This window comes from Streptomyces sp. NPDC030798 (assembly GCF_055572275.1).
On record NZ_JBVIDR010000014.1, the window covers coordinates 83472 to 99745 of the forward strand.

Below are 16274 nucleotides of genomic sequence, written 5' to 3' on the forward strand. Positions count from 1 at the left end.
ATGCCCGCGAAGGGTAAGCACCGCCGCCCCAAGGCCCCGCGCCTCACCCGCTCGATCGCCGCCGCCGGAACCGGCGGCGCCGCACTCGCCCTGCCGCTCATCGGGGCCGCGGGCGCGCACGCCGCCCCGGCGCAGCCCGTCTCGTCGAAGACTGTCTCCTCGAAGACCCTGCAGTCCCTGCAGGCCGCCGAGCGGACGACCGGCACGAAGACGGCCGCGCAGCAGGCCTCCGGGGCGCGCACCTACACCGTGCAGGCCGGCGACTGCCTCGCGAAGATCGCCGACGAGCAGCATGTCGACGGCGGCTGGCAGCGGCTGTACGAGGACAACCGGCAGGCCGTCGGCTCCGACCCCTCGCTCATCCACCCGGGCCTGAAGCTGACCCTGGGCGGCAAGGCCGCACCGGCACGGACCGAATCCGTCATGCCCGCCACGCCCGCGAAGCCGTCGCCCGCCAAGGCCCAGGCGGCCCCGGCCCCGCAGACCGCCCAGGCGGCCCCCGCCACCGGCTACACCCTCCCGGTCACCGGCGCCACCATCGGCACCGGCTACCACGTGCCCGGCAGCATGTGGTCCAGCGGCTACCACACCGGCGTCGACTTCGTCGTCCCGACCGGGGCGCCCGTCAAGGCCGTCGCCGCCGGCACGGTCGTCACCGCGGGCTGGGGCGGCGCGTACGGCAACCAGGTCGTCATCAAGCTGAACGACGGTCACTACGCCCAGTACGGCCACCTCTCCCAGCTCTCCGTCTCGGTCGGCCAGACCGTGGCCGAGGGCCGGCAGCTCGGCCTGTCCGGCGCGACCGGCAACGTGACCGGCCCACACCTGCACTTCGAGATCCGTACGACGCCGTCCTACGGATCCGACATCGACCCGGTCGGCTACCTGCGCGAGCACGGCGTGGCCGTCGGCTGAGGAGGCCGGCCCGGTCTGTCGGCCGGATGCCTATTCCCGGACGGTGCCTGTCCGGGAAGTGGCTTATCTCACCGTCCGTCAACCCCTTATTACGGTCGCGTAAGTCACATCGCAAGGTGAATCATGGTCCGACGTGGCAGACGATTCGAAGAGTGACAACAGATCAGTGATCGGGTCGTACGTGGCGGTGGGGGACAGCTTCACCGAGGGCGTCGGCGACCCCGGCCCCGACGGGGCGTTCGTCGGCTGGGCCGACCGGTTCGCGGTACTGCTCGCGGACCGGCGCCCGGAGGGCGACTTCCGGTACACCAACCTCGCGGTCCGCGGGAAGCTGCTCGACCAGATCATCGAGGACCAGCTTCCGAAGGCCGTCGAACTGGCCCCGGACCTCGTCTCCTTCTGCGCGGGCGGCAACGACATCATCCGGCCCGGCACCGACCCCGACGAGGTGGCCGAGCGCTTCGAGCGGGCGGTGGCCCGGCTCACCGCGGTGGCGGGCACCGTACTCGTGACGACCGGATTCGACACCCGTGGCGTGCCCGTGCTCAAGCATCTGCGCGGCAAGATCGCCACCTACAACGGGCACGTCCGCGCCATCGCCGACCGGTACGGCTGTCCCGTGCTCGACCTGTGGTCCCTGAAGTCCGTGCAGGACCGCAGGGCGTGGGACGACGACCGGCTGCACCTCTCGCCCGAGGGGCACACGCGCGTGGCACTGCGCGCCGGCCAGGCACTCGGCCTCGAGATCCCGGCCGATCCCGAGCAGCCCTGGCCGCCGCTCCCGCCCCGCGGCGCCCTGGACATCCGCCGCGACGACGTCCACTGGGCCCGCGAGTACCTCGTCCCGTGGATCGGCCGCCGACTGCGGGGCGAATCCTCCGGGGACCACGTGACGGCGAAGGGCGCGCTGTCCCCGGAGGACATCAGGATGCGGATCGCCCCGGTGGCGTGAGGTCCGCTCGCCCCGGTCCCCAGGTCCTGGAGGTTGCGGACCGCCCCGTGCCGCGGCTGTCGCGGCACGGGGCGGTTCACCGCCCTTGCGCGGTCAGCGCCTCCCGGGTCAGCCCGAGTTCCCTCGCGAGGGCGTCGTCCACCCACTCCTGGGCCCGTGAGCGCGGTATCGACCCCGGATACGACGTCAGCTGCACGGCCAGCCCGTCGAGCAGCGCGGTGAGCCGCAGCGCCGCGCCCGCCGGGTCGGGGCACGTGAACTCCCCGGCCGCCGCGCCCTCGGCGAGGACCTCGGCGATCGCCGCCTTCCACTGCTGGTCGAGATCCCGGGTGACCTCACGCAGGGCGGGCTCGCGCAGCGCCACCGCCCAGCCCTCGATCCACAGCCGCCAGCCCTTGGCCTGTCCCGTCGGCGCGTACCAGCGCACGGCCGACCGCAGTCGGCGCAGCGCGGAGGTCCGCCGGCCCAGCAGCCCGCGCAGACGGGCGAGATCGCCCTCGGCCGCGTACGTGAACGCGGCGGCGACCAGCTTCTCCTTCGTCGAGAAGTGGTACAGCACCAGCGCGTTGCTCACGCCGAGTGCGGAAGCGACGTCGGCGATCCGGACCGCCGCCACGCCCCGTGCCTCGATCTGCTCGACGGCGGCCCGCAGCAGTTCCTCGCGCCGCTCGGCCACACTCAACCGCACTCTCGCCACCCGGTCACCCTAATGGTGGGGGTACCCGGGTACGAGTTCCACGCGGTGCAGCTCGGTCCGCGCGACGGCCGCGTCGCGTTCGCCGGCCAGTGCGGTGCGCCGCCGGTCCGTGAGGAACCCGTCGTAACCGGCCTGCGAGGCGAACTCGATGAGCTGGATCTCGTCCGGACCGCCGTCGGCGCCGACGGTGCGGGCACGCTGCAGCACCCTGCCGCCGTGGTCGCCGAGCAGCGACAGGACCTTGTCCTCGTACCCCGCCATGGCCTCGGCCGCCCCGGGACGGCTCCACAGCAGAACGCACAGGCGGATCGTCACGCTGTCCGACCCTGCCGTCACCGGTACCACCCGAACCGCTCGGCGATCACCGGCAACCGGTCGTCCACAAGGGCGTGCGCGGCGGCCCGCGGAGTCGTTCCGTCGCTCTCCGCGCGCGTGAGCATCAGGTCGACCAGGGTGCGCATCGAGCGGCGGATGTGGCCGAACGCCTCCTCGGCGTCCGGGCCGATGTCCCCGAACAGCGTCCACCACCACCACGCGTTGGTTGCCGAGTTGACCACCACGTCCGGCAGCACGGTCACCCCGCGCGCGGACAACAGCGCCTCCGCCTCCGGCAGTACGGGCATGTTCGCGGCCTCCACGATCCAGCGGGCGGTGATCCGCTCCTGGTCCCGGGCGTCGACGGCGTACGACACGGCCGCGGGCACCAGCACCTCCGCCTGCGCCGACAGCCAGGCGTCGCCGGGCAGTTCGCGGTCGCCGGGGCCGAGCGCGCTGCGGTCGACGGTGCCGTAGGCGTCCCGCGCGGACAGCAGCGCCTCGACGTCGAGGCCGGCCGGATTGGCGATGGTGCCCTTGACGTCGGCCACGGCCACCACCGTCAGCCCCGCGCGCGTGAGGAAGCGCGCGGTGGCCCCGCCCATCGTGCCGAAACCCTGCACCGCCACCCGGGTGCCCCGGTACGGCATCGACGCCCGGTCCAGGGCCGCCAGCACCGCCTCGGCGACCCCGCAGCCACCCACCAGCTCGTCCAGGCCGATGCCGTCCACCTCGACCGCGAAGGCCTCCGCGAGCCGCGCGCGGGCCGCCGTCTCGTCGTCCAGCAGCGGATACACGGCCTGGACGGGGGAGACCAGCCCGGCCTCCGCCGCCGCGCAGTCCACCAGGTCCTGACTGAGCCCCAGATCCTCCCCGGTGGTCCAGCAGCTCTCGACGTACGGCCGCATCGCGCGCAGGTAGCGCACCAGCACGCCGTACGCCTCCGGGTCCTGCGGATCGCAGTCGATGCCCCCCTTGGCGCCGCCGAGGGGCACATACCGGCTCGCCGGGTCGTAGTGCAGCGCTTCCTTCATCGTCATGCCGCGGGCGAGGCCGGCGACCTCCTCCAGGGTGCAGCCGGGCCGCATGCGCAGCCCGCCGCTGGCCACGCCCCGCACCAGCCGGTCGACGACCAGGTAGCCCCGGCGGCCGGTGACGTGGTCGGTCCAGACGAGGGACAGCAGGGGCGCGTCGGCCATCGGGTCTCCCGGGTGAGGTTACTGAATCGCGGGTCAGTATTCGGAGCGGCTGGTTCCCTGTCAACGAGCCGAACGGACGGCAGGGGCACGCCCCGGGCGACGGCCGGGCGAAGCGGGGGGCGACCCGGCGGACCCGGACGGTCGGAGGCGCCGACCATAATGGAGAGTCTCAGCGATTCCCCCTGGAGGTGCCGTGACCGGTTTGAGTTCCCCGAGGCCCGGGCTGGGCGCACTGCGGCCCGAGGCCTTCGGCGCCGAACCGCGCGGTGAGCGCCTCGCGCGCATCCGCCGTTCCCCCCACTTCAAGGACGGCGTCTTCCAGAACCCGGGCGGCACCGCCCGCACCCGGCCCTCCGGCTCCATGCTGGACTTCGCGAAGGTCTTCTTCGACAAGGACACCCGGCCGCTGCGCGCCCCCCGCGGCACCGTGCCCGTGCACGCGACCACCTTCGCCGACCTCGCCCGGCCGCCCGCCACCGGGCTGCGCGTGACCTGGCTGGGCCACTCCAGCGTGCTCGCGGAGATCGACGGCCACCGTGTGCTGTTCGACCCCGTCTGGGGCGAGCGCTGCTCCCCGTTCCCCTTCGCCGGGCCCAGGCGGCTGCATCCCGTGCCGCTGCCGCTGGCCGCGCTCGGGCCGGTCGACGTGGTGGTCATCTCGCACGATCACTACGACCACCTGGACATGCCCTCGATCAAGGCGCTGGCCGGCACGGACACCGTGTTCGCGGTGCCGCTGGGCGTCGGCGGCCACCTCGAGCGCTGGGGCGTCTCGGCGGACCGGCTGCGCGAGCTGGACTGGCACGAGTCCACGAAGACAGGCGGCCTCACCCTGACCGCCACCCCGGCCCGCCACTTCTGCGGCCGCGGCCTGCGCAACACCCAGCACACCCTGTGGGCGTCCTGGGTCGTCGCCGGTGACGAGCACCGCATCTACCACAGCGGCGACACCGGCTACTTCGGCGGCTTCCAGGACATAGGCGCCGCACACGGCCCGTTCGACACCACGATGATCCAGGTCGGCGCGTACAGCGACTTCTGGCCCGACATCCACATGACGCCCGAGGAGGGCCTGCGCGCCCACCTCGACCTCCAGGGCGGTGCTCCGCACGGCGTGCTGCTGCCGATCCACTGGGGCACCTTCAACCTCGCCCCACACCCCTGGGCCGAGCCGGGGGAGTGGACGCTGGCCGCGTCGACCGCGGTCGGCCAGGCGGTCGCCCTCCCCGTCCCGGGCCGGCCCTTCGAACCCGCCGGCGACCTTCCCACGCGCCCCTGGTGGCGGGACGCGTCCCTGCCGCTGAACCGCAAGTGGCCCGTCCCGGAGATCCCTCCCGTGGCCTCCCGTGACGACCTGGACCTGGTGGGCGAGGGCTGAACGCCCGGAAGTTGGCCGGTGTCATCGACGGGGATGGCCGGGGACGTGGTCCTGCCGGATCCCCGACCATGATCGCGACGGCGACGCGCCCGGCCGGCATGGGCCTGGCAGTTCGACGGCGGGGCCGGGAACGTAAGCTGCGGCCATGAGCGAGATCCAAGCCGCAACTCCCCGTGAAGCCTTCGAGCTGCTGCTGGCCGGCAACCAGCGGTTCGTCGCCGGTGCCCCGGAGCACCCGAACCAGGACGCCACCCGCCGCACCGAGATCGCACCCTCCCAGCAGCCCTTCGCCGTGCTGTTCGGGTGCTCCGACTCCCGCCTGGCCGCCGAGATCATCTTCGACCGCGGACTGGGCGATCTCTTCGTCGTGCGCACCGCCGGACACGTCATGGGCCCGGAGGTGATCGGCAGCATCGAGTACGGCGTCGACGTCCTGGGCTGCCCCCTGGTCGTGGTCCTCGGCCACGACTCGTGCGGCGCGGTCGGCGCAGCGTGTGCCGCCCTGGAGAACGGCATGACGCCGGCCGGCTACGTCCGTGACGTCGTCGAGCGCGTGACCCCCAGCGTGCTGGCCGCGCGGGCCGCCGGACACGTCGAGCCCGAGGAGATCCTCGCCGAGCACATAAGGCACACCGTCGACCTGCTGCTCGACCGCTCCCGGGTCCTCGCCGAGAAGATCGCCGCCGGCCGGGCGGCAGTCGTGGGCCTGTGCTACCGCCTGGACGACGGCAGTGCACAGCTCGTCGCCTCCCGGGGCCTCGAAGCGGCGGTCCCCGCCGCATCCTGACCGCCCGGGCCGTGGCTGCTCGCGGATGAGGAACCCCGTCGGCTTGCTCCGTGAGCCACCGGAGGGAAAGTCACCCCCGGCGCCGTGAGCCTCGGTGCTGGTCACAGGGCAGGACCGGTCACGGGGTGGGCCGGGGCCCCGCGGCGCGGCGGAGCCGGTTGGCGATCGCCATTCCCAGCCCCTCCTCCACCGGCAAGGAGGCGACGATGAGGTCGCACCCCTGCCGGTCCAGCTCACGCAGGAACCCGTACAGCCCGCGCGCGTAGGTGGCCGTCGAACCGGGGACCGTCACCACCGCGTGGGCCTTCACCGGGGTGTCCGTGAAGGAGGGTGGAAGAAAGACGCCCACCTGGTGCCCCAGCTCCTGTGCCAGCTCCGCTTCGGCGACGACCTTCTCCGGCTCGACGAGGACGACCCGCGCACGCGGCGCGTAGTGCGACGGATGCTGGCCCGGCACCCGGACACGGCTGGTCGAAGGGACCGCGAGCGGGCACCCCAGCACTGCCTCGAGATCCTCGCGCGGCACCCCACCGGGCCGAAGGATGCTCGGGGCGTCGCCCGTGACGTCGACGATGGTCGACTCGACGCCGACCTCGCAGGAGCCACCGTCCAGCACGAAGTCGACGGCGTCGCCGAGCTCCGCACGCACATGGTCCGCCGTCGTGGGGCTGACCGCCCCGAAGCGGTTGGCGGACGGAGCCGTGACACCGCCGCCGAAGGCCGCCAGCAGCGCGAGGGCCACAGGGTGGTCGGGCACACGCACGGCCACCGTCTCCAGGCCGCCCGTCGCTTCGAGGGGCACGCGGGGACCGCGCCGCAGGACCAGGGTGAGCGGCCCCGGCCAGAAGTGTTCGGCCAGCAGGCGCGCCGTCGCGGGCACGTCCTGGACCCAGTCGTCCAGATGCTCGGCGCCGCCGATGTGGACGATCAGCGGGTGGGAGGGCGGACGCCCCTTGACCTGGAAGATACGGGCAACGGCGGCGGGGTCCTCGGCGTTGGCGCCCAGGCCGTAGACCGTTTCGGTCGGGAGGGCCACCAAGCCTCCGGCGCGCAGCACACCGGCCGCCTTCTCGATGTCACTGTTTCTTGCCGTCACGCGGGCAATCCTCTCACTGTTGCGCACCGCCCCCTCGCCCGGCTGCGACCGGTCCGGTACGATCCGGGCCTTGCGCCGGGTCTGGCACGCAGTAGCCTCGGCCCATGCCCGAGACCTCGGTGGCACGTTTCTACGACGAGTTGGCCGATGACTACCACCTGATCCACGCAGACTGGGACGCGAGCGTGCGTCGGCAGGGAGATGCCCTGGACGGTCTGATGGACCGGGGCAACGCGTCGGTGCTCGACTGCTCCTGTGGCATCGGCACGCAGGCCATCGGGCTGGCGTTGCACGGGCACCGCGTCACCGGCACGGACCTCAGCGCCCGTGCCGCCGCCCGTGCCGCCCGCGAGGCCGCCCGCCGCGAGGTGGCGCTGCGCACCGCCGCCGCCGACATGCGGCGCCTGCCATTTCCCGACGGCGGGTTCGACACCGTCGTCTGCGCCGACAACGCCCTGCCCCGACGGAGCAGGACGTCCACGCCGCCCTGGCGGAGATGCACCGCGTGCTGCGTCCCGCCGGCCTGCTGTTGCTCAGTACGCGCCCCTATGACGACCTGCTGCGCGACCGACCCGCTTCGGCGCCTCCGCAGGTCCACCGGCCCGCGGACGGGGGAGAACGGACCGTCACCTTCCAGCTCTGGCACTGGCACGAGGACGGCGAGCACTACGACGTGGAGCACTTTCAACTGCTCCCCACCGGCGGAGAATGGCGCGTCAAGGTCCGTCGGACCGTCTACTGGGCACTCGGACGGGAGCGGCTGGCCCGCCTCGTGACCGACGCGGGATTTGTTGACCCGCAGTGGCGGATGCCCCACGAGACGGGCTTCTTCCAGTCGCTGCTCGTGGCACGCGCCGGCAAGGAGAAGGCCCCACCGCCGGGGGCCGAAGCGGAACGCCGCCTCCGAGGCGTTCGCGGCTGAGCCCGCCGCCGAAGGGGGCTCGTCAGGGCAGGGCGAGGACGCAGAACTCGTGGCCCTCCGGGTCGGTCAGGCACGTCCACGGGACGTCGCCCTGGCCGACGTCGAGGTCGGTGGCGCCCAGCGCCCGCAGCCGGGCCACCTCCGCTGCCTTGTCGTCACCGGGGTACGGCAGCAGGTCGAGATGGACGCGGTCCGGCACGGTCTTCACGTCGGGCGTGCGCAGGAACTCGAGATAGGGGCCGACACCCTTGGGGGAGCGCAGCACCGCGTGATCGTCGGTCACCTCGTGCAGGGTCCAGTCCATCGCCCCGCCCCAGAACCGGCCCATGGCACGCGGATCCGCACAGTCGACCACCACCGCGGCGATCGGCCCGGTGTCCCGGTAGACCTCCCGAGGCTCCAGCACACAGAACTCGTTGCCCTCGGGATCGGCGAGGACCGTCCACGGCACGTCGCCCTGGCCCACGTCGACGGGCCTCGCACCGAGAGCCTTCAGGCGCGTGACCAGCTCCGCCTGATGGGCCGCGGAAGTGGTGGCGAGATCGAGATGCACACGGTTCTTCGTCGTGGTCCTGGGTTCCGGGACGGGAACGACGTCGACGCCGACGGCGACCGGGTCCGGCCAGACGAGGCCCCCACCGGGCCCGACGTAGGTCGTCACGCCCGGGCTGTAGGCGGTCCAGCCGAGCGCCTGCGCCCAGAACCTGCCGACCGCCGAGGCATCGAGAGCCTTCACGTTCACCATCACGGGTCGCAGTGCCATGCCGACGATCCTATGCACCCGCTCCGCGGCCCCGGCGGAGCCGCTTCACCGCCCGGGACGTCGTAGTGGTCCTGGTGTCGACGCCGTACGCACACGGGCGCGGCCACCCGTGCCGGAGACGGTTCCCGGACCACCTGCGTGCAAGACTGGCCGAATGCCAGAAGTCGACTTCAGCAAGGTCGCGCCCGTCGTCCCTGTCAGGGACCTTGACGCCGCTCTGGACCGGTACCGTCGTCTGGGCTTCGCGGCGCAGGCGTACGAGGGCCCGGACCGTTATGGCTTCGTCGAGCGGGGTTCGGTCTCCGTCCACCTCAGCGAGTGGGCCGAGCACGATCCTCGTCGCACCGGTGCTGTCGTCTACTTCTACGTGAGTGACGCCGACGCCGTCTACGCCGAGTGGAAGTCGTCCGGCGTCGCGGGTCGGTTCGCCGAGCCGGCGGACACGCCGTACAGGCTCCGAGAGTTCACGTACGTGGATGCCGACGGCACGGCTCACCGCGTGGGGTCCCCGCTCGCACACTGAGGCGCACGGGCAGAAGCAGCGCCCGGCTCGCCCGCCGTCACCGATCTCCGAGCCGCACCCCGTGCGCTTCGCAGGACGATGAGGACAAAGGCATGAACTCCGGCTTCCTGAACCGCCGTCGGTTCCTCGGTGTCTCCGCCGCTGGAGCCACGGCCGCGATCCGCCACACCCGGGGTGTCACCGTTACGGGGAACCCCGTGCTGCGTGCCGGGGCCGAGGAGCAGAGGGTGCTCTACCACGAGATGACCGGGGGGTCGGTCGCCGCGAGCCGGGATGGACGGCTGATCGTGGCGGAGGTGCAGGGGGTCCTGTGGCGTGTCCCCCAAGACGGTGGCCGGGCCGAGCGGTTGACGGACTGGACGCTGGAAGCGACCCGGCCCGCCGTGTCGCCCGACGGCGGCCGAGTCGCCGTCTGCGCCTACCGGGGCGGTTCCTTCCATGTGTGGGTGATGAGGCCGGACGGCAGCGAGCTGAGGCAGCTCACGGACGGTCCGTGGGACGACCGGGGTGCTGCCTGGTCTCCCGACGGGGCGTCCCTCGCCTTCTCCTCGGAGCGTGGCGGTGACGCCGTGACGGGCGCTTCCTACGGCCTGTGGGTCCGGGACATGGCCGCCGGTGGTCGCATGCGGCAGGTGACCCACGGGGACTTCGACGACTTCGACCCGGTGTGGTGGCCGGACGGCCGTTCACTGGTGTGCGTGCGTGCCGCCCACCGGCCCGACGGCGGCGACGACGGCGGCCTGACCCTGGTGCGCGTGCCGGTTGCCGGCGGTGACGTCGAGGTCCTGCGCACGGTGCCGGAAGGCCGGCTGCTGTGCCCTTCCGTCTCCCCGCGCGGCCGGATCGCCCACCTGCAGCTCTCCGGAACCACCGGCTCGCCGTCGCTGCCGGCTGCCGAGGCAGCACTGGTGGTCGACGGGAAGACCGTGACGGCGGACGAGGATCTGGCGGCGGCGCCGCCCTGCTGGCTGGACGAGGACCGTCTGCTGTACGTGGCAGACGGCCGTATCCGCGTCCGCACCATCGGCACGCCCGGCGTGCGCGAGATCCCTTTCACCGCCCGCACGGTGATGCCCGCGCCCGACTGGACGCCCAAGGCACGTGACCTCGACGCGGATTCCTCCTTCCCGGTCCGCGGCATCCATCGGCCCGCTCTGTCACCCGACGGACGGAGCGTGGCCTTCGTGGCCCTCGACGCCCTGTGGCTGATGCCGGTCGGACACCCACCCCGCAGGCTGGTCCGGGCCGCGCCCGGTCACTATCTGCAGGCGCCCGCCTGGGCACCGGACGGGCGCAGCCTGCTGTACTGCACGGACCGGGAGGGCCTGTCCGCCGTGCACCGGATCGGCCTGGACGGCAAGGACGACGAGGCGATGACCGGCACCGGTCGCCTGTACCCGGCGCTGTCACCGGACGGCTCCACTCTGGCCTGCCAGGACGTCACCGGAAACCTGCTGCTGCGCGACGTGGCCACCGGGCAGGAGCGCATCGTGGCCCGGCCGCTGGCCACCGACGGACCTCCGGGTGCCGCCACCTGGTCACCGGACGGCCGCCATCTCGCCTTCTGCGACCGCAACCGGCTCAACCACCGGTTCCGCGAGGGCTACCACCTCATCCGCGTCATCGACACCCGCACCGGGACCGAGCGGCACCACCTGCCGGCCGAGCACCAGTCGCTGTCCGACCGGGGCGCCGCCGGGCCCGTCTGGTCTCCCGACGGCCGCTGGATGGCCCTGATCGCCGAGTCGGCCCTGTGGCTGCTGCCCGTCACCGCCGACGGCAGCCCTGCCGGGCCCGCCCGCCGGCTCACCGACGAACCCGCCGACCACCCGAGCTGGTCCGGCGACGGCCGCACCCTGCTGTACCTGTCCTGCGGACGGATGCGCCTGCTCTCCCTCGACGACGCCGAGCCCGGCCGTCCCCGTACCCTTCCCACCGGCCTGACCGCCCGGCGCACCCCGACCGCACGGCCCGGAAAGCTCCGGATCCATGCCGGGCAACTCTGGGACGCCACCGGAACCACCCTCCGCGACGACGTCGACATCCTCATCGAGGGCAACCGGATCACCGCCGTCGAGCGCCATCAGCGACGCCGGCCGGGCCACCGCACCATCGATGCCTCCACCGAGACCGTGATCCCGGGCCTCTTCGACAGCCACACGCATCCCTACACCGCCACCTACGGCGCGCGGCAGGCTCTTGCCAACCTCGCCTACGGCATCACCACGACCGCCTGCATGGGCGGACCCCTGTACGAGACCGTGCGGCTGCGCGAGTCGGCCGACGCCGCGGCCATGACGAGTCCTCGGCAACTGGCGAGCGCCGAACTCATCGACGGCTCGCGCACCGCCTACAGCATGGGTCGTGCGCACCGCACCCCTGAAGGCGTCGCGCGCACCCTGGACCGGGTGGCCGAACTGGACGTCGACTTCGTCAAGACCTACGTCCGTGCCCCGGGCGAGGTCATGGCACGGGCCGCCATCACGGCGCACCGCCTGGGGGTGCCCTGCGGCAGCCACCTCTGCTCGCCCGGGCGGGCGGCCGGCCAGGACCTGACCACGCATCTGCAGGCCACCCAACGTCTGCCCCACGGGCACGCCACCACGCCCCTCGGACACATCCGGCAGGACCTGGTCGAACTGTACGCCGACGGCAGCTTCCGGATGATCATCACACCGTTCACGGCGCAGTGCCTCCTCGGTGCCGACCCCGCATTGGCCGACGACCCACGCGTGAAGGTGCTGATGCCGCCCTGGGACGTCGCCGCCGTCCAGGAACGCGCCAAGTCGGCTCCCACGCAGCAGCAGCGAGAGGCGCTGGCCAGGGAGATGGCCGACTACCGGCGTCTGGCCGCCCACGGAGCCGTACTCGCCCTGGGCACCGACTCACCGCTGGTCCCGGTGGGCCTGTCCCTGCACCTTGCCCTGCGGGCCCTGCACGAGCACGGCTTCACCGCCGCCCAGGCTCTGCACCTGGCCACGACCGTCCCGGCACGGCTGTTCGGTCTCGACGCCCATCTCGGCACCGTGCAGGAGGGCAGGATCGCCGATCTCACGGTCGTCCGGGGCGACCCTTTCACCGACTTCGCCACGCTCGTCAACACCGACATGGTGCTGCGCGACGGCGTTCCGTACCGGCGGAGCGAGCTCACGCGCGGGTTCGCCGGCAGCAGGTCGGCCACGCCACCGGACGGCATGAACTGGCAGGACGTGGCCCACCTGGTGCAGAGCGGTCACTGCTGCCACGCCGGGGGACAGTAGGGTCTTCGAAACATTCGGAGCAAGATCGAGTGAATTCGATCTATCTGCTGACCGTGCTGAATTTGGTGTAGGCGGGTCATCGGACTCATGCGCCCTCATCTGGAAAAATTGCGCCACTGGGCCTTGATCACTGCGTCCGAATGTTTCGAAACAATCACCGAAACTATTGACAGGTGGCATGGGCAGGCCAACACTCCTCCTCCGAGACACACCCGCACAGGCCATCGAGGAGGCGACACCAAGTGAACCCGCTCGATCACGCACTGAGCCGCAGGAGCGCAGGCGCCCTGCTGCTGGGCGCAGCGGCCGGGCCGGCCCTGCCCGGCACCGCCCGCGCGGCCACCGTCATCACGACGAACCAGACCGGCACCAACAACGGCTACTACTACTCGTTCTGGACCGACGCCCAGGGCACCGTCTCCATGACCCTGGGCTCCGGCGGCACCTACAGCACGAGCTGGCGGAACACCGGCAACTTCGTCGCCGGCAAGGGCTGGAGCAACGGCTCGCGGAGGACCGTGACGTACTCGGGCAGCTTCAACCCGTCCGGCAACGGCTACCTGTCCCTCTACGGCTGGACGTCGAACCCGCTCGTCGAGTACTACATCGTCGACAACTGGGGCACCTACCGGCCCACGGGCACGTACAAGGGCACGGTCACCAGCGACGGCGGTACCTACGACATCTACCGGACGACGCGGTACAACGCCCCGTCCGTCGAGGGCGTCAGGACCTTCGACCAGTACTGGAGCGTGCGGCAGTCGAAGCGGACCGGAGGGACCATCACCACCGGCAACCACTTCGACGCCTGGGCCCGCGCCGGGATGACCCTCGGCAGCTTCAAGTACTACATGATCCTCGCCACCGAGGGATACCAGAGCAGCGGCAACTCCAGCATCGCGGTGACGTCGTGAAGGCCTTACGACCGTTCTCGGCACGCCCGCTGACGGCGGCCGTCACGGGCGTCGCGCTGGCCGCCGCCGGCGCGCTCACCGTCACCGCCGCCCCGTCGCACGCGGCCACCTGCTCCGGCTACGTCGGACTCACCTTCGACGACGGTCCGTCCAACGCCCACACCCCGGCCCTGCTCAGTGCCCTCGGGCAGCACGGGCTCCGGGCGACCATGTTCAACGAGGGCCGGTATGCGGCCGCCTATCCCGCCCAGGTGCGGGCCGAGGCGGCCGCCGGGATGTGGATCGGCAACCACAGCTACACCCATCCGCACCTGACGCAGCTGAGCCAGGCGCAGGCGGACGCCGAGATCTCCCGCACCCAGCAGGCGATCACGGCGGCCGGCGGCGGGACGCCCCGGCTGTTCCGTCCGCCGTACGGCGAGACCAGCGCCACGGTCAGGACGGTGGCCGCCAAGTACGGTTTGACGCAGGTCATCTGGGACGTCGACTCGCAGGACTGGAACGGCGCGAGCACCGACGCCATCGTCCAGGCCGTGTCCCGGCTGACCAACGGCCAGGTCGTCCTCATGCACGAGTGGCCGGCCAACACCCTCGCCGCGATCCCGCGCATCGCCCAGACCCTGGCGAGCCGCGGCCTGTGCGCGGGCATGATCTCCCCGCAGACGGGCCGCGCCGTCGCCCCCACGGGCTGAACAGGCCCACCGATTCGGCGCCGAGAAAGCCCCGGCGCCGAATCGACCCGGCGACGGCCCGCACGATCGAGCGCTCGCGGGCGTGAACACGGGCCACTTCACGGGCGGGGCCCACCGTGGAACGCCGGCATCGCGCTGCCGGTGTCCATGCGGACCGTGCTCAGGGCGGGTGTGAGGAAGCCCGCGCGCGGGGCGTCGTCGAAACCGATCACGCTGACGTCCCGGCACCGGCCGCCCGGCATGCTGCAGGGCGCGGAGCGCACTCGGCACCGGGCCCCGGGGCAGGAGGGGCCGGTCCCGGGAGGCTCCGGCCGGCTCAGGCCAGGGCGTTCACCGCAGCGTCGAACAGCCGGGGCAGGCGCGCGGCCGCCGGCATGATGTGCGGAGCGAGCGCGGGCCGCTGCCGGGCCCGCACCAGCGCGTCCGTGAGGAGCCGGTGGCGGCGTGTCGCGCGGTGCCAGTCGGCCTCGTAGCGGCCGGGCGTACCACGGCACAGGTTGCGGACCAGGGCCTGCGCGCCGGCCAGCGCCAGGGAGACGCCTTCCCCGGTCAGCGCGTCGATGTACCCCGCGGCGTCGCCGACGAACAGCACCCGCCCGTGGCGGCGGGCGCGCGAGCCCTGGCGCAGCGGGCCCGCGCCGCGCACCGCCGTCACGGCCGTCTCCGGCGGCAGCCGGGCCGCCAGCTCCGGGAAGCCGCCGAACTGCGCGTCGAAGGGCGCCCGCCGAACCGTCAGCAGCGCCACCCCGACGAGCGCGGGCCCGAGCGGCGTGACGTACGCCTCCGCGTCCGGCCCCCAGTGCACCTCGACGTACGACGACCACGGCGGCACCGCGTAGTGCCGGCGCAGCCCGTACCGGGGCGGGGCACCCGTTCTGACCTCCAGGCCGAGCGCACGGCGCACCGGTGAGTGCAGTCCGTCGGCGGCGACCAGCCACCTGGCGCGCAGGCCGGTCCCCGGCAGGGTCACCCCGGTGGCGTCCTGCCGTACCTCCGTCACGCGCACCGGCAGCACCGGCACACCCGCGTCGAGCACCGCCCGGTGCAGGGCGCCGTGCAGGCCGGTGCGGCGCGCCCCGAGGCCGGGGCCGTGCCGGAACGCCGCCTGCACGCGGCGCGGCCCTTGGACGTACCGGATGCCGGTGATCGGCCGGCCGGGCACCTCGACCCCGAGCGCGCCCAGGGCCCGGACGGCGCCGGGCATCAGGCCCTCGCCGCACGCCTTGTCGACCGGCGCCGGACGCGGCTCCGCCACCACGACGTCCAGGCCGGCGCGGACGGCGTGCAGCGCGGTCGCCAGCCCGGCCGGACCGCCGCCGGCGATCACCAGGTCATGGCCGCCGCTCACGCGGGCACCGCCGCACCCAGCGCCGCGTTCTCGCACCTGATGCGGACCACGAGCAGCAGCGCGTTGGCCACGGTGAACGCCGCCGCGGTCAGCCGCGCCGAGTGCACCAGCGGCAGCGCGGCGATCTCCACGACGACGGCGACGTAGTTGGGATGGCGCAGGAACCGGTACGGTCCGGCGCCGACCAGGCGTGCCCCGGGCACGACGATGACCCGCGTGTTCCAGTACGGCCCGAGGGTGGTGACGCACCACCAGCGCAGCGCCTGCGCGAGCGCGACCAGCGCCAGCATGGGCCAGCCCAGCGCGGGCAGGAACGGCCGCCGGGCCAGCACCGGTTCGAGCAGGCAGCACACCAGCAGACCCGTGTGCAGCACCACCATCACCGGGTAGTGACCGCGGCCGTGTTCCACACCGGCGCGGGCGCGGGTCCAGGCCGCGTTGCGCCGGGCCACGACGAGTTCGACGACGCGTTCGGCGGCGACCGCCAGGACGAGCAGGGTGTACCACGGCATG

General features: G+C 72.9%; 14 protein-coding genes and 2 pseudogenes. 9 read left to right on the forward strand and 7 right to left on the reverse strand.

All coding sequences use genetic code 11. The annotated features are described in order from the left end of the window. Together ACZ404_RS28730 and ACZ404_RS28735 are read left to right on the forward strand one after the other, a co-directional pair. Window positions 1-915, forward strand: coding sequence for a M23 family metallopeptidase (locus ACZ404_RS28730; protein ID WP_468444800.1), 915 nt, complete (start codon window positions 1-3; stop codon window positions 913-915). 166 nt (window positions 916-1081) lie between these two features. Then, on the forward strand, window positions 1082-1867 hold the full coding sequence (locus ACZ404_RS28735; protein WP_468445066.1) for an SGNH/GDSL hydrolase family protein: 786 nt from the start codon (window positions 1082-1084) through the stop codon (window positions 1865-1867). A 76-nt stretch (window positions 1868-1943) separates the two neighbouring features. On the opposite strand, the gene ACZ404_RS28740 is transcribed toward ACZ404_RS28735, so the two are convergent. From ACZ404_RS28740 to ACZ404_RS28750, 3 genes are read right to left on the reverse strand one after another with little or no spacing between them, the layout of a single operon-like run. After that, the gene (locus ACZ404_RS28740) at window positions 1944-2564 is read right to left on the reverse strand and encodes a TetR/AcrR family transcriptional regulator (protein WP_468444802.1); all 621 of its coding nucleotides are present in this window, start codon (window positions 2562-2564) and stop codon (window positions 1944-1946) included. Between the two features lie 9 nt (window positions 2565-2573). Beyond that, the gene (locus ACZ404_RS28745) at window positions 2574-2879 is read right to left on the reverse strand and encodes a hypothetical protein (protein ID WP_468444804.1); all 306 of its coding nucleotides are present in this window, start codon (window positions 2877-2879) and stop codon (window positions 2574-2576) included. 17 nt (window positions 2880-2896) lie between these two features. Next, entirely contained in the window at window positions 2897-4078 is a 1182-nt protein-coding gene (locus tag ACZ404_RS28750; RefSeq protein ID WP_468444806.1) for a glutamate dehydrogenase, read from the reverse strand. 193 nt (window positions 4079-4271) lie between these two features. On the opposite strand from ACZ404_RS28750, the gene ACZ404_RS28755 reads away from it, so the two are divergent. After that, complete coding sequence (locus ACZ404_RS28755; protein ID WP_468444808.1) at window positions 4272-5456, forward strand: MBL fold metallo-hydrolase; 1185 nt, start codon at window positions 4272-4274, stop codon at window positions 5454-5456. A gap of 145 nt (window positions 5457-5601) precedes the next feature. Then, a complete protein-coding gene (locus ACZ404_RS28760) occupies window positions 5602-6243 on the forward strand; it encodes a carbonic anhydrase (RefSeq protein WP_468444810.1) in 642 nt (213 codons plus the stop codon). Window positions 6244-6361: 118 nt separating this feature from the next. Here the strand turns inward: ACZ404_RS28760 and ACZ404_RS28765 are convergent, their stop codons facing one another. Continuing rightward, on the reverse strand, window positions 6362-7339 hold the full coding sequence (locus ACZ404_RS28765; protein WP_468444812.1) for an L-threonylcarbamoyladenylate synthase: 978 nt from the start codon (window positions 7337-7339) through the stop codon (window positions 6362-6364). A gap of 104 nt (window positions 7340-7443) precedes the next feature. On the opposite strand from ACZ404_RS28765, the pseudogene ACZ404_RS28770 reads away from it, so the two are divergent. After that, window positions 7444-8261: pseudogene (locus ACZ404_RS28770) on the forward strand (class I SAM-dependent methyltransferase). 22 nt (window positions 8262-8283) lie between these two features. Here ACZ404_RS28770 and ACZ404_RS28775 read toward each other — a convergent pair. Further along, window positions 8284-9024: a VOC family protein gene (locus ACZ404_RS28775; RefSeq protein WP_468444814.1), complete on the reverse strand. Its 741-nt coding sequence runs from the start codon at window positions 9022-9024 to the stop codon at window positions 8284-8286. A 154-nt stretch (window positions 9025-9178) separates the two neighbouring features. On the opposite strand from ACZ404_RS28775, the gene ACZ404_RS28780 reads away from it, so the two are divergent. The 4 genes and pseudogenes from ACZ404_RS28780 to ACZ404_RS28795 all read left to right on the forward strand — a co-directional run. Beyond that, entirely contained in the window at window positions 9179-9547 is a 369-nt protein-coding gene (locus ACZ404_RS28780) for a bleomycin resistance protein (protein ID WP_468444816.1), read from the forward strand. 92 nt (window positions 9548-9639) lie between these two features. Further along, window positions 9640-12807 carry an amidohydrolase family protein gene (locus ACZ404_RS28785; protein WP_468444818.1) on the forward strand — a complete coding sequence of 1056 codons (3168 nt, stop codon included), beginning with the start codon at window positions 9640-9642 and terminating at the stop codon, window positions 12805-12807. A gap of 242 nt (window positions 12808-13049) precedes the next feature. Continuing rightward, complete coding sequence (locus ACZ404_RS28790; RefSeq protein ID WP_468444820.1) at window positions 13050-13721, forward strand: glycoside hydrolase family 11 protein; 672 nt, start codon at window positions 13050-13052, stop codon at window positions 13719-13721. Then, window positions 13718-14410: pseudogene (locus ACZ404_RS28795) on the forward strand (polysaccharide deacetylase family protein); the annotation flags it as partial. The gene ACZ404_RS28790 and the pseudogene ACZ404_RS28795, both read left to right, overlap by 4 nt. 319 nt (window positions 14411-14729) lie before the next feature. Here ACZ404_RS28795 and ACZ404_RS28800 read toward each other — a convergent pair. Further along, window positions 14730-15761 carry an NAD(P)/FAD-dependent oxidoreductase gene (locus ACZ404_RS28800; RefSeq protein WP_468444822.1) on the reverse strand — a complete coding sequence of 344 codons (1032 nt, stop codon included), beginning with the start codon at window positions 15759-15761 and terminating at the stop codon, window positions 14730-14732. After that, window positions 15758-16273 (reverse strand): isoprenylcysteine carboxyl methyltransferase family protein, encoded by a 516-nt coding sequence (locus tag ACZ404_RS28805; RefSeq protein ID WP_468444824.1) that lies wholly within the window; start codon window positions 16271-16273, stop codon window positions 15758-15760. The genes ACZ404_RS28800 and ACZ404_RS28805 overlap by 4 nt, the downstream gene beginning before the upstream one ends. Between the last annotated feature and the right edge of the window lies 1 nt (window position 16274).

Excerpts from the sequence above, each read along its gene's own strand:
- ACZ404_RS28760 (WP_468444810.1), top strand. The coding sequence starts at position 5,602 with ATGAGCGAGATCCAAGCCGCAACTCCCCGTGAAGCCTTCGAGCTGCTG.
- ACZ404_RS28780 (WP_468444816.1), top strand. The coding sequence starts at position 9,179 with ATGCCAGAAGTCGACTTCAGCAAGGTCGCGCCCGTCGTCCCTGTCAGG.
- ACZ404_RS28785 (WP_468444818.1), top strand. The coding sequence starts at position 9,640 with ATGAACTCCGGCTTCCTGAACCGCCGTCGGTTCCTCGGTGTCTCCGCC.
- ACZ404_RS28750 (WP_468444806.1), bottom strand. The coding sequence starts at position 4,078 with ATGGCCGACGCGCCCCTGCTGTCCCTCGTCTGGACCGACCACGTCACC.
- ACZ404_RS28730 (WP_468444800.1), top strand. The coding sequence starts at position 1 with ATGCCCGCGAAGGGTAAGCACCGCCGCCCCAAGGCCCCGCGCCTCACC.
- ACZ404_RS28775 (WP_468444814.1), bottom strand. The coding sequence starts at position 9,024 with ATGGCACTGCGACCCGTGATGGTGAACGTGAAGGCTCTCGATGCCTCG.
- ACZ404_RS28805 (WP_468444824.1), bottom strand. The coding sequence starts at position 16,273 with ATGCCGTGGTACACCCTGCTCGTCCTGGCGGTCGCCGCCGAACGCGTC.